This is a genomic window from Corallococcus sp. AB011P, assembly GCF_003611605.1.
GTDB lineage: Bacteria > Myxococcota > Myxococcia > Myxococcales > Myxococcaceae > Corallococcus > Corallococcus coralloides.
In genome coordinates this window covers 15,667-31,594 of the sequence record NZ_RAVX01000029.1, presented here as the reverse complement: position 1 = coordinate 31,594, position 15,928 = coordinate 15,667, and the positions used below count along the sequence as shown (strand labels likewise).

The window sequence follows — 15,928 nt, the reverse complement described above, 5'->3', positions numbered from 1 at the left end:
GCCTTGACAGTCATGCCGCATTGGTGGCACGCCGCGCCCCCGGACCTTCGTTCGCCAGTGGATGCTTCTGCACCCAGGGCACACATGGGTTCACACGGGGAATGGGTCGAGAGGGGCCGTCTGTTCCGGGGGCCTGGATCATGGCTGGGTTATTGCTTCGCCGGCCAGCATCAGAGGAGCAGACGGTGTCTCAAGCACGACGGCAGCGGTGGTTCGAGGGCTTCATCCAGGCAGCGATGTCGCGCCCCTGGCAGGTGCTGCTCGCTGTCGCCCTGGTGACAGCCGCCGCGGGCTTCTTCGCCTCGCGTCTGGAGTTCCGGGGGTCCTTCGTGGAGCTCCTCCCGGAGGGTGCCCCGGAGGTCCGGGACCTGACACGCGTGTCAGAGAAGGCGGGTGGAGACGGCTACCTGGTCATCATGGCCAAGGGGACGGCCCCGGAGGCCCTGAAGGCCTACGCCACGGAGTTCCAGAAGCGCCTGGAGGCCCTGCCGACGGTCCGCTACGTCGAGCACCACTATGACGTGGCCTTCTTCCGCCGCCACGGCCTGCTTCTCCTGCCCACGGCGGAGGTCGCCTCGCTGCGTCAGGACCTGGAGGCCCGCGTCCGCTACGAGAAGGAGCGCGCCAGCCCCCTCTTCGTGGACCTGGAAACGGAAGAAGCGCCGCCCACCTTCGAGGAGATCGCGAAGAAGCACACCCCGGACACGACGGCGCTGCCGGAGACGCTGGTGAACAAGGAGGGCACCGAGGTCTACCTGATGATCAAGCCGTCGGGGACGGCGGGGGACCTGGAGTTCGCGCGGAACTTCGTGGCCACGGTGTTCGACACCGGCCGCCAGCTCGCGGCGGAGAAGTACCCGGGCGTGACGCTGGAGGCGACGGGCAACTTCCAGAACCGCATCGAGGAGGACGCGGTGATGCGCCGCGACCTGTCCAACGCGGGCCTGTTGTCCGCGCTCATCGCCGTGGGGCTCATCCTGCTGGCCACCCGGCGCATCTCCGCGCTGGCGGTGGTGGGCGTGCCGGTGATGGTGGGGCTGATGCTGACGTTCGCGTTCGCGCAGGGCGCCATCGGCCACCTCAACATCGTGACGGGCTTCCTCGTCGCCATCCTCATCGGCCTGGGCATCGAGTACGGCGTCCACCTGGCCATGCGCTACTGGGAGGAGCGCGAGCGGCACGGCGTGAAGGAAGCGCTGACGGCGGCGGTGCGCGGCACCTTCAGCGGGGCGCTCACTTCCGCCTTCACCAACGCGGCGGCGTTCTTCGTGCTGGTGCTGGCGCAGTTCCACGCCTTCCAGCAGTTCGGCCTGCTCGCGGGCGTGGGCGTGCTGATGGCGGTGCTGTCCGCGTACGCGCTGGGCCCGTCGCTGCTCGCCATCGCGGAGCGCATCCGGCCGTTCCGCCGCGATGCGGCGTCCACCGCCCAGGCCTCCGCGCCTGCCGAGGCTCCCGTCGCGGCTCCGGCGAAGGAGTGGCGGCGCTGGCCCACGGGCGTCATCGTCGCGGTGGCGCTGTCGGTGGTGGGCTTCGCGGCGTACTCGGTGGGCATCGCGCCCCGGCTGGGCTTCGAGACCAACCTGCGCAACCTGAAGGGTGACTCGCCGGCGTCGCGGCTGGACGACCACATCACGGAGCAGATCGGCTCTCCGCTCAACCCGGCCATCCTCGCGGTGGACACGCTGGAGCAGGTCCGCGAGGTGGAGGCCGTCATCGCCCAGGTGAAGGCGAAGAACGGCGCCAACTCCGTGTTCCTGCGCACCGCGTCGTTGAGCGACCTGGTGCCCTCCGACGTGGCGGGCCACGAGACGGAGATGGGCCGCATCCGGGCGCTGCTGGACGGGCTGCCGAAGTCCGCCCAGGAGGACCCGCGCGTGAAGGACCTGCGGGAGATGGTGGACGCGAAGCCCTACGGCCTGGATCAGCTGCCGGTGGAGGCGCGCCGCCGCTTCGAGGCGCTGGATGGCAAGGGGATGTTCCTCCTGCTGTTCCCGTCCGTGTCCAACTACGACACGCAGGACCTGAACCGCTGGGCGGGGCAGCTGGATGAGGTGGTGGCCGGGGCGAAGGCGAAGGGCATCGACCTGGCGGTGCTGGACAGCAACCGCATCGCCGCGCGCATCTTCTCGCTGGTGCGCATGGACGGGCCGTTCATCCTCTGGTCCGCGGCGGTGGTGGTGTTCCTGGTCATCCTGGCCAGCCTGCGCAGCTTCAAGCGCGCGCTGCTGGTGGCGGGCCCGTTGTTCCTGGGCATGACGTGCCTGGCGGGCGGGATGTACCTGTTCGACGTCCAGCTCAACTTCATCAACGCGGTGGTGCTGCCCAACCTGTTGGCCATCGCGGTGGACAACTCGGTGCACCTGTTCCACCGGTACGAGGAGGAGGGCCCCGGGTCGCTGGGCCGGGTGGTGCGCAACACCGGCTTCGCGGCGGTGGTGGCGACCCTGTCCAACGCGGCGGGCTACGGAGCGCTCCTCGTGGCGAACCATCAGGGCTTGCGCAGCATCGGACAGATTGCCCTACTAGGGGTCGTGAGCACCTTCCTGGGAACGACGGTGTTCTTCCCGGCGATGCTGGCGCTGTTGGAGCGGTGGAAGGGGCGGCGGTCCGCGGTGGCGCCGGAGTCGGGCGCAGTGGTGCGGAGCCTCAATCTCGGGGGGGCCGGCGAGCTGCCGGCCGAGTCGCCGGGGGAGCGCAAATCGGCGTGAGCATCTGGTCATTCAGCGAAGGCCGCGTGCGGCCCCTCGTGACGTCGTCGGACGAAGCGCTCGTGCGCTTCCGGCAGGTGGACCTCGTCCTCATGGTGGCCTGCTCGGTGGCCGCCCTGGTGTGCGTGGGGCCGGCCCGCTGGGCGCCGCACTCCGGCCGCAACGCGCTCCTCTTCCTCTTTTTCGCGCTGGGCCTGCCGGCCATGCGCATGCTGGAGGCGCGCTTCCCGCGCCAGCCGCTCATCGCCATCGTGGCGGACTTCTGGCTCCTGCCGGTGTCGGCGCTGGCCCACGGGTGGCTGGGTCCCATCGTGGACTGGATGAACCCGGTGGTGAAGGACGCCCAGCTCATCGCGGTGGATCAGAAGCTGTTCGGCTTCCAGGCCGCGGTGGCGCTGGCGCACGTGATTCCGCCCTGGGCCAACGACGTGCTGATGCTCTGCTACTACGGGCACTTCATGTGGCCGCTGCTCCTGGGCATCTACCTGTACGCCCGGGGCAGGGGGGCCACGCCCGGCTTCGACGAGTACCTGCTGGGACTGGGCCTGCTCCTGGGCTTCAACTACGCGGCGTACTCGCTGGTGCCCGCGGTGGGGCCCCGGTACTTCCTCATCGGCGCGTTCGACGGGCCGGCGACGCAGGGGTGGATCCTCACGCCGCTGCTGGAGTCCATGATGCGCACGCCGGTGTACACCCGGGACTGCTTTCCGTCCGGGCACACCGGGGTGATGCTGGTGGTGCTCTTCTACGCGTTCCGGTTCGCCCGGCGCTTCTTCTGGGTGATGCTCTTCCCGGGCATGGGGCTCATCTTCGCGACGCTGGCGGGGCGGTTCCACTACGCCATCGACCTCATCTGCGCGGTGCCCCTGGTGATGGTGGTGACGGGGCTGGCGCTGGCCCTGTCCCGCTCCGCCCGTCAGCGCGCGGTGGAACAAGGCGCGCGTTCCGTGCCCGCGGACGCTATCGTCCGGCCCTGAACCGCCAGCCGGTCGCCTCGGGGTTCGGGGTGGACGTGCGCTGGCCTCCAGAGGCCTGCCCCATGTCCCCCCGGCCCGTGCTCGCGCAACGCGTCTCCCGCTTCGGCACCACCGTCTTCTCCGAGTTCAGCGCGCTGGCCCTGAAGCACCAGGCCGTGAACCTGGGGCAGGGGTTCCCGGACTTCGACGGGCCGGACGCCATCAAGGAAGCGGCGTGGAAGGCCATCCAGGGCGGCGTCAACCAGTACGCCCCGGGCATGGGCGCCAAGGACCTGCGCAACGCCATCTCCGAGCACGCGCAGCGCTTCTACAACCACGCCGTGGATCCGGACACCATGGTCACCGTCACCAGCGGCGCGACGGAGGCCATCCTCGACGTCATCCTGGGCCTGGTGGATCCGGGCGACGAGGTGGTGTCCTTCGAACCGTTCTACGACTCGTACGACGCCAACATCGCCTTCGTGGGCGCCACGCCGCGCTACGTGCCGCTGCGCCCGCCGGACGCGGAGCACACGACGTGGTGGTTCGACCGGGACGAGGTGCGCGCCGCCTTCGGTCCGAAGACGCGGCTCTTGATCCTCAACTCGCCGCACAACCCCACGGGCAAGGTCTTCACGCGCGAGGAGCTGGAGTTCCTGGGCAACCTCTGCGCCGAGCACGACGTGAAGGTGCTGGCGGATGAGGTCTACGAGCACATCGTCTTCGCCCCCGCGAAGCACCTCCGCGCGGCCACGGTGCCGGTGCTCGCGGACCGCACGGTGACGGTGAGCAGCGCGGGCAAGTCCTTCAGCCTGACGGGGTGGAAGATCGGCTGGATCATCGCGCCGCCGCCGCTGCGGGACGCGGTGCAGCGCGCGCACCAGTTCGTCACCTTCGCCACCGCGTCGCCGTTCCAGGCCGCCATGGCCGTGGCGCTGCGGCTGCCGGACAGCTACTTCCAGGAGCTGACGGCGCTCTACACCGCCAAGCGCGAGCGGCTGCTCACGGGCCTGCGCGAGGCGGGGCTCCAGGCGTACTCGCCGGAGGGCAGCTACTTCATCCTCGCGGACATCCGCGGCTACGGCTTCGAGGACGACGTGGCGTTCTGCCGGCACCTGGTGACGGAGGTGGGCGTCGCGGGCATCCCGCCCAGCGTCTTCTACGGCCCGGAGCACCGGCACCTGGGACAGCGCTTCGCGCGCTTCGCCTTCTGCAAGACGGAGGGCGTGCTGGACGAAGCCGTGCGCCGCCTGCGCGAGAAGCTGCCCACCCTCAAGCGCTGAAGCGCGCACGGCCGTGAGCGACTTCTTCGGAGAGCTGTACCTGCGCAGCACGCTGCCGTACCTCTCCGAGGCGGTGACGGCCCGGGAAGTCGAGTACCTGTCCCGGGCGTTCGCGGACGTGGAGGGCCCGGTGGTGGACCTGGGCTGTGGCCACGGCCGGCACGCGGCGCGGCTCAACACCGAGGGTGCGCTCGCCGGCAGGGTGGTGGGCCTGGAGCTGGATCCGCTGTCCCTGCGCCTGCGCCGCCCCGGCTTTCCGGTGGTGCGAGGCGACCTGCGGGCGCTGCCCTTCCAGGACGCGACCCTGGGGGGCGCCTACGCCTGGTATTCGACACTCTTCGCCTTCAGTGACGCGGAGCACGTCCAGGTGCTGCGCGAGGTGGCTCGGGCGCTCAAGCCCGGCGGACGGTTGGTGTTCCAGACGGTCCCCTACGAGCGGCTGGCCGGAAGTCCGGGCGCGTCGTTCCGCGAGCGGTTACCGGATGGGAGTCTCCTGGAGGAGGAGAGCCGCTTCGACGCGACGCGTGGAAGGGATGTCGGGCAGCGTCAGCTCACCTTGCCGGACGGTCGCGTGCTGCGAGCGGCGTACACGCTTCGTTACTATCCTCTTGCGGAACTGAAGGGGCTGTTGGAAAGCACGGGCTTTTCGGTGCAGTGGGTGCACGGCGGCCTGGATGGCGCGCCGATGTCACCCGAGTCGACCGACCTCATCGTGGGAGCCGGGCGCCGGTGACGGAGCCCCGGACACGTCCAGTGGATCCGAAAGAGACATCGCGAACGCGGGTCGGCCTGCTGGGGCAACTGCCCCGCCGGGTCGACGTGTACGAGGTCGGCCCCCGCGACGGCCTGCAGAACGAGCTCCGCACGCTGCCCACCCGAGACAAGGCGCGCCTCATCAACGCCCTGGTCGCCGCGGGGGAGAAGCGCATCGAGGTGACGTCGTTCGTGTCACCCAAGTGGATCCCCCAGCTGGCGGACGCGGAGGAGCTGCTCAAGCAGGTGGGCCGCCGCCCCGGCGTCGTCTTCTCCGCGCTGGTGCCCAACCTCAAGGGGCTGGAGCGCGCACAGGCGGCGGGCCTGGAGGAGGCCGCGGTGTTCATCTCCGCGTCGGAGGCCCACTCCAAGAAGAACATCAACAAGACCATCGCGGAGGCGCTGGCGGGCGCGAAGGAAGTGACGGCCGCCGCCCGCAAGGCCGGGATGCGCGTGCGAGGCTACCTGTCCACCGTGTGGGGCTGCCCCTACGAGGGCCACGTCCCGGTGGAGCGCGTGGTGGACATCTGCCGCCAGCTGGTGGACGCGGGCATCTACCAGCTGAGCCTGGGCGACACGATTGGCGTGGGCACGCCCCGGCAGACGGAGGAGATCCTCACGGCGCTCCTCCAGCACATGCCGGTGGACACGCTGGCGCTGCACCTGCACGACACGCGAGGCACGGCGCTGGCCAACGCGCTGGTGGGCCTGTCCGCGGGTGTCACCACGTTCGACGCGAGCATCGGCGGGCTGGGCGGCTGTCCCTACGCGCCGGGCGCCGCGGGCAACCTGGCCTCCGAGGACGCCGTCTTCATGTTGCACGGCATGGGCGTGGACACCGGCATCGACCTGGACAAGCTGGTGGAGGCCGGGGAGATCGCCCAGGAGCTCATCGGCCGGAAGCTCGCGGGCAAGTACCTCCAGGCCGCGCTCGGCGAGCGGGACAAGAAGGCCACCCGCCGCGCGCAGACCTGAGCCGTACCACCGGGGACCACTGACTCAGTGGTCCCCGATCAGCGCCGGGAGCTTCTCCTCCAGGCCCAGGTGCTGGGCGGCGATCTGCAGCATCTTCCGCTCCTTGCGGTCGATGCGGCCGTCCACCAGGGCCATCTCCACGATGTGGCGCAGGAACACCTCCGCCTCCGGGCTGCCGCGCGGCACCAGGCGCTCGAAGAGCTGCGGCCCGGCGTTGAGGGCCATCTCCACGTTGGCCCACGACACGCTCCAGCGCTCCGCGCACAGCTTGAGCAGGCGGCGCTCGGCGTTGGAGACCTCGCCGTCCGCGGCGGCGATGGACGCCATCATGTAGAGCAGCCGCTCGCGCTCCTTCACGTCCGTCACCACCCGGTCGCCGTCGTCATGGCCTTGGCCATTGCCATGTCCACCGACGTCCACGGGCGGGGGCGCGACAGTGCCGCGCTCGGCCCGGCGGGACTCCTGGTAGCGGGCCGCGTTCCGGGACGTGCGCTGCGCGTGGTGGACGTTCCAGGACTCGAAGGGCAGGGCGGACGCGAGCACCCAGTCGCGCTCGCCGTTGCCCAGCACCGTGCCGCAGAACTCGCAGGTGTTGGCCGCGCTGTTGGTGGTGGGCGCGTTGCACTGCGGGCAGCGGTCCGTGGACATACCGGTGTCCGTGTTCGTCTTCGCGCCATGGCGGCGCAGCAGCGTGAAGACCCAGCGCTGCGGCACCGTGGGCAGGCTGGGCGGCCTCTCATTCGCGGGGCCAATGCCCATGCGGGCGCTCCAGCGGAGCTCCACCTGCGCCTCGTCGAAGGACTCGGGGCGCACCTCCAGCGCGCGTACGTCCACCGCGCCCACCGCGCACTCCAGGAAGACGCGACGGCGGCCCTGCTTCGCCAGTTGGCCCAGCTCCGCATCTAGCTTCGTGAGCGCGTCCGCGTTGGCGACCTTGGACAGGCGCTGCGTCTCGTTGCGGCTCTGCGCGTCGATCCACTTCCAGAACAAGAGCGACGCGCGGTCCTCCAGCATCTCCAGGTTGAGCGCCGGGTCGTCCGCGCGCGCCTGCATCAGGCCGTCCACCTGCTTGTGGTGGCGCACGTGCTCCACGCCCTGCGTGATTTCGGAGAGCGTCCAGTCGTAGTTACCGGAGTTCACCACCGCGTTGCAGAACTCGCAGGTATTGGACGCGCCGCCCTTGTAGGGCGCGCCGCAGTTGGGGCACTTGCCCTGGAACAGGTCCTCACCGATGCGCGTCTGCGCGCCGGGCTTGCGCACGAAGGTCCACACCTCCGTGAACGTCTCCGGCGCCACCTTGCTGGCGGCCGCCATGGCCTGCGCGTCCGTCTGGTTCGCGGGCACGTCCGTGTCGCGGATGCTGGCGCGCACGCGCACGTGGATGCTGTCGTACCACTCGGTCTGGTGCAGGCCGATGAGCTGCACGTCCAGCACCTTCATGTCCGCGAGCGCGTCGCGCACGCCCTGCGCCTGCATCAGCCCGAGCTGCACGTTGAAGCGCTGCCACGTCGCGTCCGACAGGAAGGGGCGCACCGGCGTCATGTCCCGGCGGAACCACGACTTCTGCAATTCGATGAAGAGCCAGCGCACCTTCTGCAGCGTGGGCTCGAGTTCGAAGGACGGATCCTTGAGCTTCAGCGCGTTCACCCAGCCCGACACGTCGCGGCCGGACACCTCCGTGCGCACTTCGGCCTCGCGCTGATCCAACGCGCGCTGGGTGGTGGCGGTCGGGTGCAGATTGCGCTTGTAGAACCACCAGGCGACGCCGCCGATGATCAGCAGCGGGACGGTCACCTTCGGGTAGAGGAAGATGAGGCGGATCAAATCGAAGAGCAGCCAGATGGGCAGGCCGTCGCCCCCGCCACCGCCGTTCCCGCGGTCTCGGCCGGACGTGTAGTGCTCGCCTCCACCTCCGCGTGCCAGGGCCACGAGCGGCAGGGCGAGCACGAGCAGGGCGGACACGGTGAGCAGGCCGGGCAGCCACCGCCACGGGCGTTTCGCTGTTGAGCACGAAGGCATGGGCAGGATCCTATCCGTTTACGGCTTGCCAGACTGGGGAACAGGTTTCAGGCTGCGCGCCATTCACGCGGGTCGCCCAGCGCGGCCCGTCACGGGGAGCGAAGATGCCGGAGTTCAAGGTCGAGGCCCGAGGGGCCATCGAGATCTGGACCATCGACGGGGAGAGCCGCCGCAACGCCATCAGCCGCGCGATGCACCAGGAGCTGGATGCGCTCGTATCCCGCGTGTCCTCCGGCCGCGCCGTGCGCGCCGTCATCCTCACCGGCGCGGGCGACAAGGCCTTCTGCGCGGGCGCGGACCTCAAGGAACGCACCACCATGTCGGAAGACGAGGTGCGCGCCTTCCTCAACGGCCTGCGTGTCACCCTGCGCTCCATCGAAAAGAGCGACTGCGTCTTCATCGCCGCCATCAACGGCGCGGCCTTCGGCGGCGGCACGGAGCTGGCCCTGGCGTGCGACCTGCGCGTCGCCTCGCCCGCCACGGAGATGGGCCTCACGGAGGTGAAGCTGGGAATCATCCCCGGCGGCGGTGGCACGCAGCGGCTCGCGCGGCTCATCGGCCCCGGGCGCGCCAAGGACCTCATCCTCACGGCCCGGCGCGTGAACGCGGCGGAGGCCTTCAGCATCGGCCTGGTGAACCGGCTGGCCCCGGAAGGGCACCTGCTGGAGGTCGCCTTCCAACTCGCGGAGGCCGTGGTGGAGAACGCCCCCGTGGCCGTAGCCACCGCCAAGCACGCCATCGACGAGGGCACCGGCCTGGAGCTGGACGACGCGCTGGCGCTGGAACTCAAGAAGTACGAGGAGGTGCTCAAGACGGAGGACCGGCTGGAAGGGCTCCGCGCGTTCGCGGAGAAGCGTCCCCCTGTCTATAAAGGCCGTTAGGCCCGCCGAAAGCGACAGGGGCGGCAGGCCCGCGGTTGCCCGCGGACCCTGCTGCCCCCGCCTGCTTCCCTCAACTCAGCTTCAGGTCAGCTTCAGGCGCTCGCGGTCTTCTCGCCGCCGATGTTCACGCCCTGCTTGTTGATGTAGCCCATCGCCTTGTCCTTGACGGTGGTGCGCAGCTCCGTGCCGCGGCTCGGGGCCATCAGCAGGGCCACGATGCTGCCCGCGGCGGCGCCCAGCAGGAACGCCCCCAGGCCGCCCATGCCCGCGCGCGCCGGCTTGTACGTCGTCAATCCCACATAGCGCAGCGCGTCGTCCGGGTCGAAGTTGTCCCAGGACTTCCGCGCGACCTTGCCTGCCTTGTCCGCGTAGTCAGGCAGCTGGTCGAGCAACTGGTGCGCCAGGAACTGACGGTACAGCTTGCTCTTGGCCAAAGCCTTCGCCTGCCACGTCGCCTTCTTCGCTCTGAACATGGGTCCCTCCTGGGCCGGATGCGGTTCACGGGGCGAGTGTGGCCCGCCTGGGTGCACACCCCCCGTGCAACATGAAGGTAGGCAGGGAGGCCCCAGGCGACACCCCCCGAAGCGCTCCGCCGTGGCCCCATGCGTCGTCCTTTGGACGGCACGGCCGGTGCTTCGGCTGGCAAGAAGGCAGCCAGGCCAGGGGTTTCTTGGTATGGGACGACGGCCATGTCCTCAGATCAGAAACTGCTCGAGAAGGTCTCCCAGGTGGAGAAGGGCGGCGCGCCCAAGTACCACTCGAAGAACGCGGAGACGGGCAAGCTCTTCGCGCGTGAGCGCATCCGGTTGCTCGTGGACGCGGACTCCTTCGTGGAGGACGGCAAGCTCGCCAACAACCTGGACCCGGAGCTGCCCTCCGACGGCGTCATCACCGGTGTCGCGCGCATCGACGGGCGCGCGGTGGCCATCATGGCCAACGACTCCACGGTGAAGGCGGGCAGCTGGGGCGCGCGCACGGTGGAGAAGATCCTCCGCATCCAGGAGACGGCGAAGGCGCTGCGCTGCCCGCTGCTCTATCTGGTGGACAGCGCGGGCGCGCGCATCACGGACCAGGTGGAGATGTTCCCCGGCCGCCGTGGCGCGGGCCGCATCTTCTACAACGAGGTCCACCTGTCGGGCTTCGTCCCTCAAATCTGTCTGCTCTTCGGCCCGTCCGCCGCGGGCGGCGCGTACATCCCCGCGTTCTGCGACCTGGTCATCATGGTGGAGGGCAACGCCTCCATGTACCTGGGCAGCCCCCGCATGGCGGAGATGGTCATCGGGGAGAAGGTCACCCTGGAGGAGATGGGCGGCGCGAAGATGCACTGCTCCGTGTCCGGCGTGGGCGACGTGCTGGTGAAGACGGAGCACGACGCCATCGCCGCGGCGAAGCAGTACCTGGCCTTCTTCCCGGAGAACTTCTCCAAGGCCCCGCCGCAGGTCGAACTGAAGGCGCCCAAGCACAGCGGCAAGCGCGTGGACGAGATCGTCCCGCCGGATCAGAACAAGCCGTTCGACATGCACGCCCTCATCGCGGAGCTCATCGACGAGGGCAGCTGGTTCGAGGTGAAGAAGCTCTTCGCGCAGGAACTCATCACGGGCCTGGCGCGCATTGGCGGGCGGCCGGTGGGCATCGTCGCGAACCAGCCCAAGTACAAGGGCGGCGTGCTGTTCGTGGACAGCGCGGACAAGGCGGCCCGGTTCATCTGGCTGTGTGACGCGTTCAACATCCCGCTCTTGTACCTGGCGGACGTGCCGGGCTTCATGATCGGCACCAAGGTGGAGCGCGCGGGCATCATCCGCGCGGGCGCGAAGATGATCTCCGCGGTGTCGGAGGCCAGCGTGCCGCGCATCTGCGTGGTGGTGCGCAAGGCCTACGGCGCCGGCCTCTACGCCATGAGCGGCCCCGGCTTCGCCCCGGAGGCGACGCTCGCGCTGCCCCAGGCGATGATCGCCGTGATGGGCCCGGAGGCGGCGGTGAACGCCGTCTATTTCAACAAGATTCAAGAGCTGCCGGAGGCCGAGCGGCCGGCCTTCGTCCAGAAGCTCCGCGACGAGTACAAGCAGGACGTGGACATCTTCAAGCTGGCCAGCGAGCTCATCATCGACGCCGTGGTCCCCGGCGACTCCCTGCGCGGGGAATTGATGCAGCGTTATTCGCTTTATGCGGACCGGTTCCAGCCCCGTGCGGAGAAGAAGCACGGCGTCCACCCCGTCTGAAGTTCCCCCACCAGCATTCACGCTCTAGATTCCGCACCCGACCATGGACTTCGAACTTCCTGAAAGCCACCGCGCCCTGCAGGCCTCCCTCCGTGAATTCTGCGAACGCCGCGTGAAGCCGTACGCGCGCGAGTGGGACAAGGACGAGAAGTTCCCCATGGAGGTGGTGAAGGAGCTGGGGCAGCTGGGCGTGCTGGGCATGCTCGTCTCCGAGGAGTACGGCGGGGCGGCCATGGACTCGCTCGCCGTGGCGGTGGCCGTGGAGGAGATCGCCCGCTACGACGGCTCGCTCGCGCTCACGGTGGCCAGCCACAACGGCCTGGGCACCAGCCACGTGCGCGTGTTCGGCAACAAGGCGCAGCACCAGCGCTACCTGCCCAAGCTCGCCTCCGGTGAGTGGCTGGGCGCGTGGGGCCTCACCGAGCCGGGATCCGGTTCGGACGCGTCCGGCATGCGCACCACCGCCGTGCGCAAGGGCAACAAGTGGGTGCTCAACGGCGCGAAGATGTTCATCACCCAGGGCACGGTGGGTGACGTGTTCGTGGTGCTGGCGCTCACGTCGCCGGAGAAGCGCCAGAAGGGCATCACCGCCTTCGTGCTGGAGAAGGGCATCCCCGGCTTCAGCCAGCGCTCCATCCACGGGAAGCTGGGTATGCGCTCGTCGGACACGGCCGAGCTCATCATGGAGAACGTGGAGGTCGGTGACGACGCCATCGTGGGCGAGGTCGACCGCGGCTTCATCGACACGCTGAAGATCCTCGACAAGGGCCGCATCACCATCGGCGCGCTGTCGGTGGGCCTCTTGCGTGGAGCGCTGGAGGAGTCGGTGGCGTACTCCAAGGACCGCACCGCGTTCGGTCAGCCCATTGGCGAGTTCCAGGGCCTGCGCTGGATGATGGCGGACATGAAGACGGAGCTGGAGGCGGCGCGGCTGCTGGTGCACCGCGCGGCGCGGCTCGCGGACGCGGGTCAGCCGTACTCGGAGGAGGCCTCCATGGCGAAGCTGTTCGCGTCGGAGGCGGCCATGCGCGGGTGCAACAAGGCCGTGCAGATCCACGGCGGCTACGGCTACACGCGCGAGTTCCCCGTGGAGCGCTACCTGCGCGACGCCAAGCTCTGTGAGATTGGCGAGGGCACGAGCGAGATCCAGCGGACCATCATCGCTCGCGAGACCTTCAAAGGCGCCTGATGGATACCGCTCGGCTGCGAGAGCTGGGGCTCCAGGTCCGTGAGGAGCCGTCCGGCGTCGAAGTGGTGTTGGACCTGGAAGCCGCGTCCCTGGTGAACCCCATCACCAAGGACTTCATCACCGAGATCACCTTCCAGGTGATGGGGGACCGGCTCATCCCCATCGCGCCGCCAGCCGTGGTGGGCATGACGCCCATCCTCCTGTCCGCCATCGACGCGGCGGAGGAGATGCAGGCGCTCCTGCTGGACACCTTCAGCGACCACGTCTTCCACCTGCAGCGCCGCTCGGAGGAGCTGCAGCTGTTGGGCCTGCCCGCGGACGTGGATCCGCAGTCGCTGGAGCTGTCCACGGACGTGAGGGAGGGCCAGCTCGCGGTGAAGCTGGTGGCGGACCGGCAAGGCAACTTCCGCATCGCGCAGGCCATCCGCGGGCGGGAGGAGCTGGCCACCGCCGCCGGGCACGTCATCGAGCTGTCGGAGTTCCGCGAGAAGGCCGCGCTGACGGGCTACCTGGCCGCGCTGCTCGGCGAGCCGGTGGCGCGCGCGCCGCAGGCGTCGTCGGGCGCGGAGCCGGTGCGCTTCGTGGAGATTGTAGAGAAGTTCGGCCCGCAGTCGCTGGTGCCGCCGCGCAGCAGCCTGGAGTTGCTGGCGCAGCTGCAGGTGGAGGGCAAGGCCTACCGCTTCGCGGCAGCGCGCATCGCCGGGCGCACCTTCCGGGGCCTGCTGGCGGGCACCCAGGGCAAGGTGTGGGCGGGCCGCTTCGAACTGGATGAGTTCCCCGGCGTCGTGCAGCTGGTGGCTGAGCTGTTGAAGGTCGCTCCCGAGGCCGTGCGACTCGTGGGCCCGGACGCACCCCAGGAGTGAGCCGCGTGGAGAAGATGACCCTGGCCGAGCGGGTGCAGGCCCTGGAGGCCCGCCTGGGCGTGCAGTTCTCCAAGCGCGACCTGGCCCTGGAGGCGCTGACGCACAAGACGTACATCAACGAGAACCGCGACCAGAACCTCAAGGACAACCAGCGCCTGGAGTTCCTGGGCGACGCCGTGGTGGACCTGGCGGTGAGCCACCGGCTGATGGACCGCTGCCCCGGCGTCCCCGAGGGCGAGCTCACCAAGATGCGCGCTCGCATCGTCCACGAGGAGGGCCTGGCCCGCGTGGCCCGGAGCCTGCGCCTGGGCGAACTGCTCCTGCTGGGCCGGGGCGAGTCCCAGTCCGGAGGCCGCGACAAGAACTCGCTGCTCGCGGACGCGCTGGAGGCGGTGCTGGGCGCGGTGTACCTGAGCGGCGGCCTGGAGCCGGCGCTGGCCCTGGTGGACCGCATCTTCGGGGAGCTGGTGGAGGAGGTGGCCTCCGGCGCGGGCCGCCTGGACTACAAGACGCTCCTCCAGGAGCTGGCCCACGAGAAGCTCAAGCTGTCGCCGCGCTACCGCGTGGTGGCGGAAACCGGCCCGGAGCACTCCAAGGTGTTCGAGGTGGAGGTGTGCATCGGGGAGTCCGTGTACGCCCGGGCCACCGGCCGGAACAAGAAGGAGGCCGAGCAGGCAGCCGCTCGCACCACGCTTGAGCGCCTGAAGGAGGAGGCGGCTGTCGTGGCATCCCCGGATGTCGTGGCGCCCGTCCCGGGAGGTCCTTCACCGGACGACCCTCCGGCGTGAAAGCCCTTGGAGCGGGAGGGGGGTGGGGGGTAGGGTCCGCGCCTTCCTGCCCTGGAGCCTGTCCCGTATGCACCGTCTTCTCGGTCTCACCGTGGCGCTCGCCGCCGTCGCGGCGTTGGCCGCCGAGCCCGCCGCGGGCCCGTGGACGAAGAAGGTCCAGGCCGGCAAGGACCTCTACGCGACGCTGAAGACGAGCCAGGGTGTCATCACCGTGAAGCTCTTCTCCAAGGACGCGCCCCAGACGGTGGCGAACTTCGTGGGCCTGGCCACGGGCGAGAAGGCCTGGACGGATCCGACGACGGGCGAGCAGGTGAAGGGCAAGCCGCTCTACGCGGGCACCGTCTTCCACCGCGTCATCCCTGGCTTCATGATTCAGGGCGGCGACCCCACCGGCACCGGCAGGGGCGACCCGGGCTACCGCTTCGCGGACGAGTTCCAGAGCGGCCGAAGCTTCGACAAGCAGGGCCTGCTGGCCATGGCCAACGCGGGGCCCAACACCAACGGCAGCCAGTTCTTCATCACCACCTCCACGCCCGCGAACCTCACCGGCCGCCACACCATCTTCGGCGAGGTCGTCACCGGCTACGACGTGGTGGAGAAGATCGGCAACGTGCCGCGCAGCGCGCAGGACCGCCCGCAGACGCCCGTGGTCCTGGAAACGATTACGCTGAGTGAAAAGGCCCCGAAGAAGCCGGCCGCGCCCAAGCCCGCCGCCCCCAAGAGCACCCCGCAATGAGCTTCATGGAACAGGCCCGCGCGGGCACGGAGCTGTTCGGCACCTTCCAGACCACGGAGGGGCGCATCGTGGTGCGCCTGTTCTCCAAGGACTCGCCCAGGACGGTGGAGAACTTCGTGGGGCTGGCCACCGGGGAGAAGCCCTGGACGGACCCGGTGACGTTCCAGCCCCAGCACGGCCGCCCGCTCTACGACGGGACGCTCTTCTTCCGCTGCATCAAGGACTTCATGATCCAGGGCGGGGACCCGACCAGCCGGGGCAACAACGGCCCGGGCTTCCGTTTCGAGGATGAGTTCCAGGGTGGCCGGCGTTTCGACAAGAAGGGTGTGCTGGCCATGGGCAACACGGGCCCCAACACCAACGGCAGTCAGTTCTTCATCACCGCGGCGCCGCAGCCCCACCTGGACAACCGGTACACCATCTTCGGCGAGGTGGTGGAAGGGCAGGACGTGGTGGACCGCATCGCCAATGAGCTTCCCAAGGATTCAAGCGACCGTCCCCGCCGGGATGTGCGCATCCAGACGTTGACCATCTCCACGGCGCGGCCTTCGTAAGCAG

14 protein-coding genes are annotated in these 15,928 nt (G+C 69.5%); 12 read left to right on the top strand and 2 right to left on the bottom strand.

Annotated features, from left to right (window positions below):
- Positions 1-236 precede the first annotated feature (236 nt).
- The 5 genes from D7X30_RS38330 (at position 237) to D7X30_RS38310 (ending at position 6,675) form a co-directional block, all read left to right on the top strand.
- On the top strand, positions 237-2,708 hold the full coding sequence (locus D7X30_RS38330; protein ID WP_120567939.1) for an RND family transporter: 2,472 nt from the start codon (positions 237-239) through the stop codon (positions 2,706-2,708).
- The gene (locus D7X30_RS38325; RefSeq protein WP_199724671.1) at positions 2,705-3,685 is read left to right on the top strand and encodes a phosphatase PAP2 family protein; all 981 of its coding nucleotides are present in this window, start codon (positions 2,705-2,707) and stop codon (positions 3,683-3,685) included. Before D7X30_RS38330 ends, D7X30_RS38325 begins: the two co-directional genes overlap by 4 nt.
- 62 nt (positions 3,686-3,747) lie before the next feature.
- On the top strand, positions 3,748-4,947 hold the full coding sequence (locus tag D7X30_RS38320) for an aminotransferase class I/II-fold pyridoxal phosphate-dependent enzyme (RefSeq protein ID WP_120567938.1): 1,200 nt from the start codon (positions 3,748-3,750) through the stop codon (positions 4,945-4,947).
- A 13-nt stretch (positions 4,948-4,960) separates the two neighbouring features.
- Positions 4,961-5,680: a class I SAM-dependent methyltransferase gene (locus D7X30_RS38315; protein ID WP_120567937.1), complete on the top strand. Its 720-nt coding sequence runs from the start codon at positions 4,961-4,963 to the stop codon at positions 5,678-5,680.
- A 20-nt stretch (positions 5,681-5,700) separates the two neighbouring features.
- Positions 5,701-6,675: a hydroxymethylglutaryl-CoA lyase gene (locus D7X30_RS38310; RefSeq protein WP_120567936.1), complete on the top strand. Its 975-nt coding sequence runs from the start codon at positions 5,701-5,703 to the stop codon at positions 6,673-6,675.
- A gap of 24 nt (positions 6,676-6,699) precedes the next feature.
- On the opposite strand, the gene D7X30_RS38305 is transcribed toward D7X30_RS38310, so the two are convergent.
- Positions 6,700-8,694: a TIM44-like domain-containing protein gene (locus tag D7X30_RS38305; RefSeq protein ID WP_120567935.1), complete on the bottom strand. Its 1,995-nt coding sequence runs from the start codon at positions 8,692-8,694 to the stop codon at positions 6,700-6,702.
- A 104-nt stretch (positions 8,695-8,798) separates the two neighbouring features.
- Between D7X30_RS38305 and D7X30_RS38300 the strand changes: the two genes are divergently transcribed.
- On the top strand, positions 8,799-9,575 hold the full coding sequence (locus D7X30_RS38300; protein WP_014397059.1) for an enoyl-CoA hydratase-related protein: 777 nt from the start codon (positions 8,799-8,801) through the stop codon (positions 9,573-9,575).
- Positions 9,576-9,667: 92 nt separating this feature from the next.
- On the opposite strand, the gene D7X30_RS38295 is transcribed toward D7X30_RS38300, so the two are convergent.
- Positions 9,668-10,048, bottom strand: coding sequence for a YtxH domain-containing protein (locus D7X30_RS38295; RefSeq protein ID WP_014397058.1), 381 nt, complete (start codon positions 10,046-10,048; stop codon positions 9,668-9,670).
- A gap of 216 nt (positions 10,049-10,264) precedes the next feature.
- Between D7X30_RS38295 and D7X30_RS38290 the strand changes: the two genes are divergently transcribed.
- The 6 genes from D7X30_RS38290 to D7X30_RS38265 all read left to right on the top strand — a co-directional run bounded on the left by D7X30_RS38290 (position 10,265) and on the right by D7X30_RS38265 (position 15,924).
- Complete coding sequence (locus tag D7X30_RS38290; RefSeq protein ID WP_120567934.1) at positions 10,265-11,794, top strand: acyl-CoA carboxylase subunit beta; 1,530 nt, start codon at positions 10,265-10,267, stop codon at positions 11,792-11,794.
- A gap of 43 nt (positions 11,795-11,837) precedes the next feature.
- Positions 11,838-12,983: an acyl-CoA dehydrogenase family protein gene (locus D7X30_RS38285; RefSeq protein WP_120567933.1), complete on the top strand. Its 1,146-nt coding sequence runs from the start codon at positions 11,838-11,840 to the stop codon at positions 12,981-12,983.
- On the top strand, positions 12,983-13,846 hold the full coding sequence (locus D7X30_RS38280) for a hypothetical protein (protein WP_199724670.1): 864 nt from the start codon (positions 12,983-12,985) through the stop codon (positions 13,844-13,846). Before D7X30_RS38285 ends, D7X30_RS38280 begins: the two co-directional genes overlap by 1 nt.
- A 14-nt stretch (positions 13,847-13,860) precedes the next feature.
- The gene (gene rnc / locus D7X30_RS38275) at positions 13,861-14,634 is read left to right on the top strand and encodes a ribonuclease III (RefSeq protein WP_199724675.1); all 774 of its coding nucleotides are present in this window, start codon (positions 13,861-13,863) and stop codon (positions 14,632-14,634) included.
- A gap of 67 nt (positions 14,635-14,701) precedes the next feature.
- A complete protein-coding gene (locus D7X30_RS38270) occupies positions 14,702-15,370 on the top strand; it encodes a peptidylprolyl isomerase (RefSeq protein WP_120567930.1) in 669 nt (222 codons plus the stop codon).
- Complete coding sequence (locus D7X30_RS38265; protein WP_120567929.1) at positions 15,367-15,924, top strand: peptidylprolyl isomerase; 558 nt, start codon at positions 15,367-15,369, stop codon at positions 15,922-15,924. The genes D7X30_RS38270 and D7X30_RS38265 overlap by 4 nt, the downstream gene beginning before the upstream one ends.
- The last annotated feature ends 4 nt before the right edge of the window (positions 15,925-15,928 follow it).

Bases quoted from the DNA above. Each gene is read 5' to 3' on its own strand.
- D7X30_RS38265 (WP_120567929.1), top strand. From the start codon at position 15,367: ATGAGCTTCATGGAACAGGCCCGCGCGGGCACGGAGCTGTTCGGCACC.
- D7X30_RS38270 (WP_120567930.1), top strand. From the start codon at position 14,702: ATGCACCGTCTTCTCGGTCTCACCGTGGCGCTCGCCGCCGTCGCGGCG.
- D7X30_RS38280 (WP_199724670.1), top strand. From the start codon at position 12,983: ATGGATACCGCTCGGCTGCGAGAGCTGGGGCTCCAGGTCCGTGAGGAG.
- rnc (WP_199724675.1), top strand. From the start codon at position 13,861: ATGACCCTGGCCGAGCGGGTGCAGGCCCTGGAGGCCCGCCTGGGCGTG.
- D7X30_RS38330 (WP_120567939.1), top strand. From the start codon at position 237: ATGTCGCGCCCCTGGCAGGTGCTGCTCGCTGTCGCCCTGGTGACAGCC.
- D7X30_RS38290 (WP_120567934.1), top strand. From the start codon at position 10,265: ATGTCCTCAGATCAGAAACTGCTCGAGAAGGTCTCCCAGGTGGAGAAG.
- D7X30_RS38300 (WP_014397059.1), top strand. From the start codon at position 8,799: ATGCCGGAGTTCAAGGTCGAGGCCCGAGGGGCCATCGAGATCTGGACC.
- D7X30_RS38295 (WP_014397058.1), bottom strand. From the start codon at position 10,048: ATGTTCAGAGCGAAGAAGGCGACGTGGCAGGCGAAGGCTTTGGCCAAG.
- D7X30_RS38320 (WP_120567938.1), top strand. From the start codon at position 3,748: ATGTCCCCCCGGCCCGTGCTCGCGCAACGCGTCTCCCGCTTCGGCACC.
- D7X30_RS38285 (WP_120567933.1), top strand. From the start codon at position 11,838: ATGGACTTCGAACTTCCTGAAAGCCACCGCGCCCTGCAGGCCTCCCTC.
- D7X30_RS38305 (WP_120567935.1), bottom strand. From the start codon at position 8,694: ATGCCTTCGTGCTCAACAGCGAAACGCCCGTGGCGGTGGCTGCCCGGC.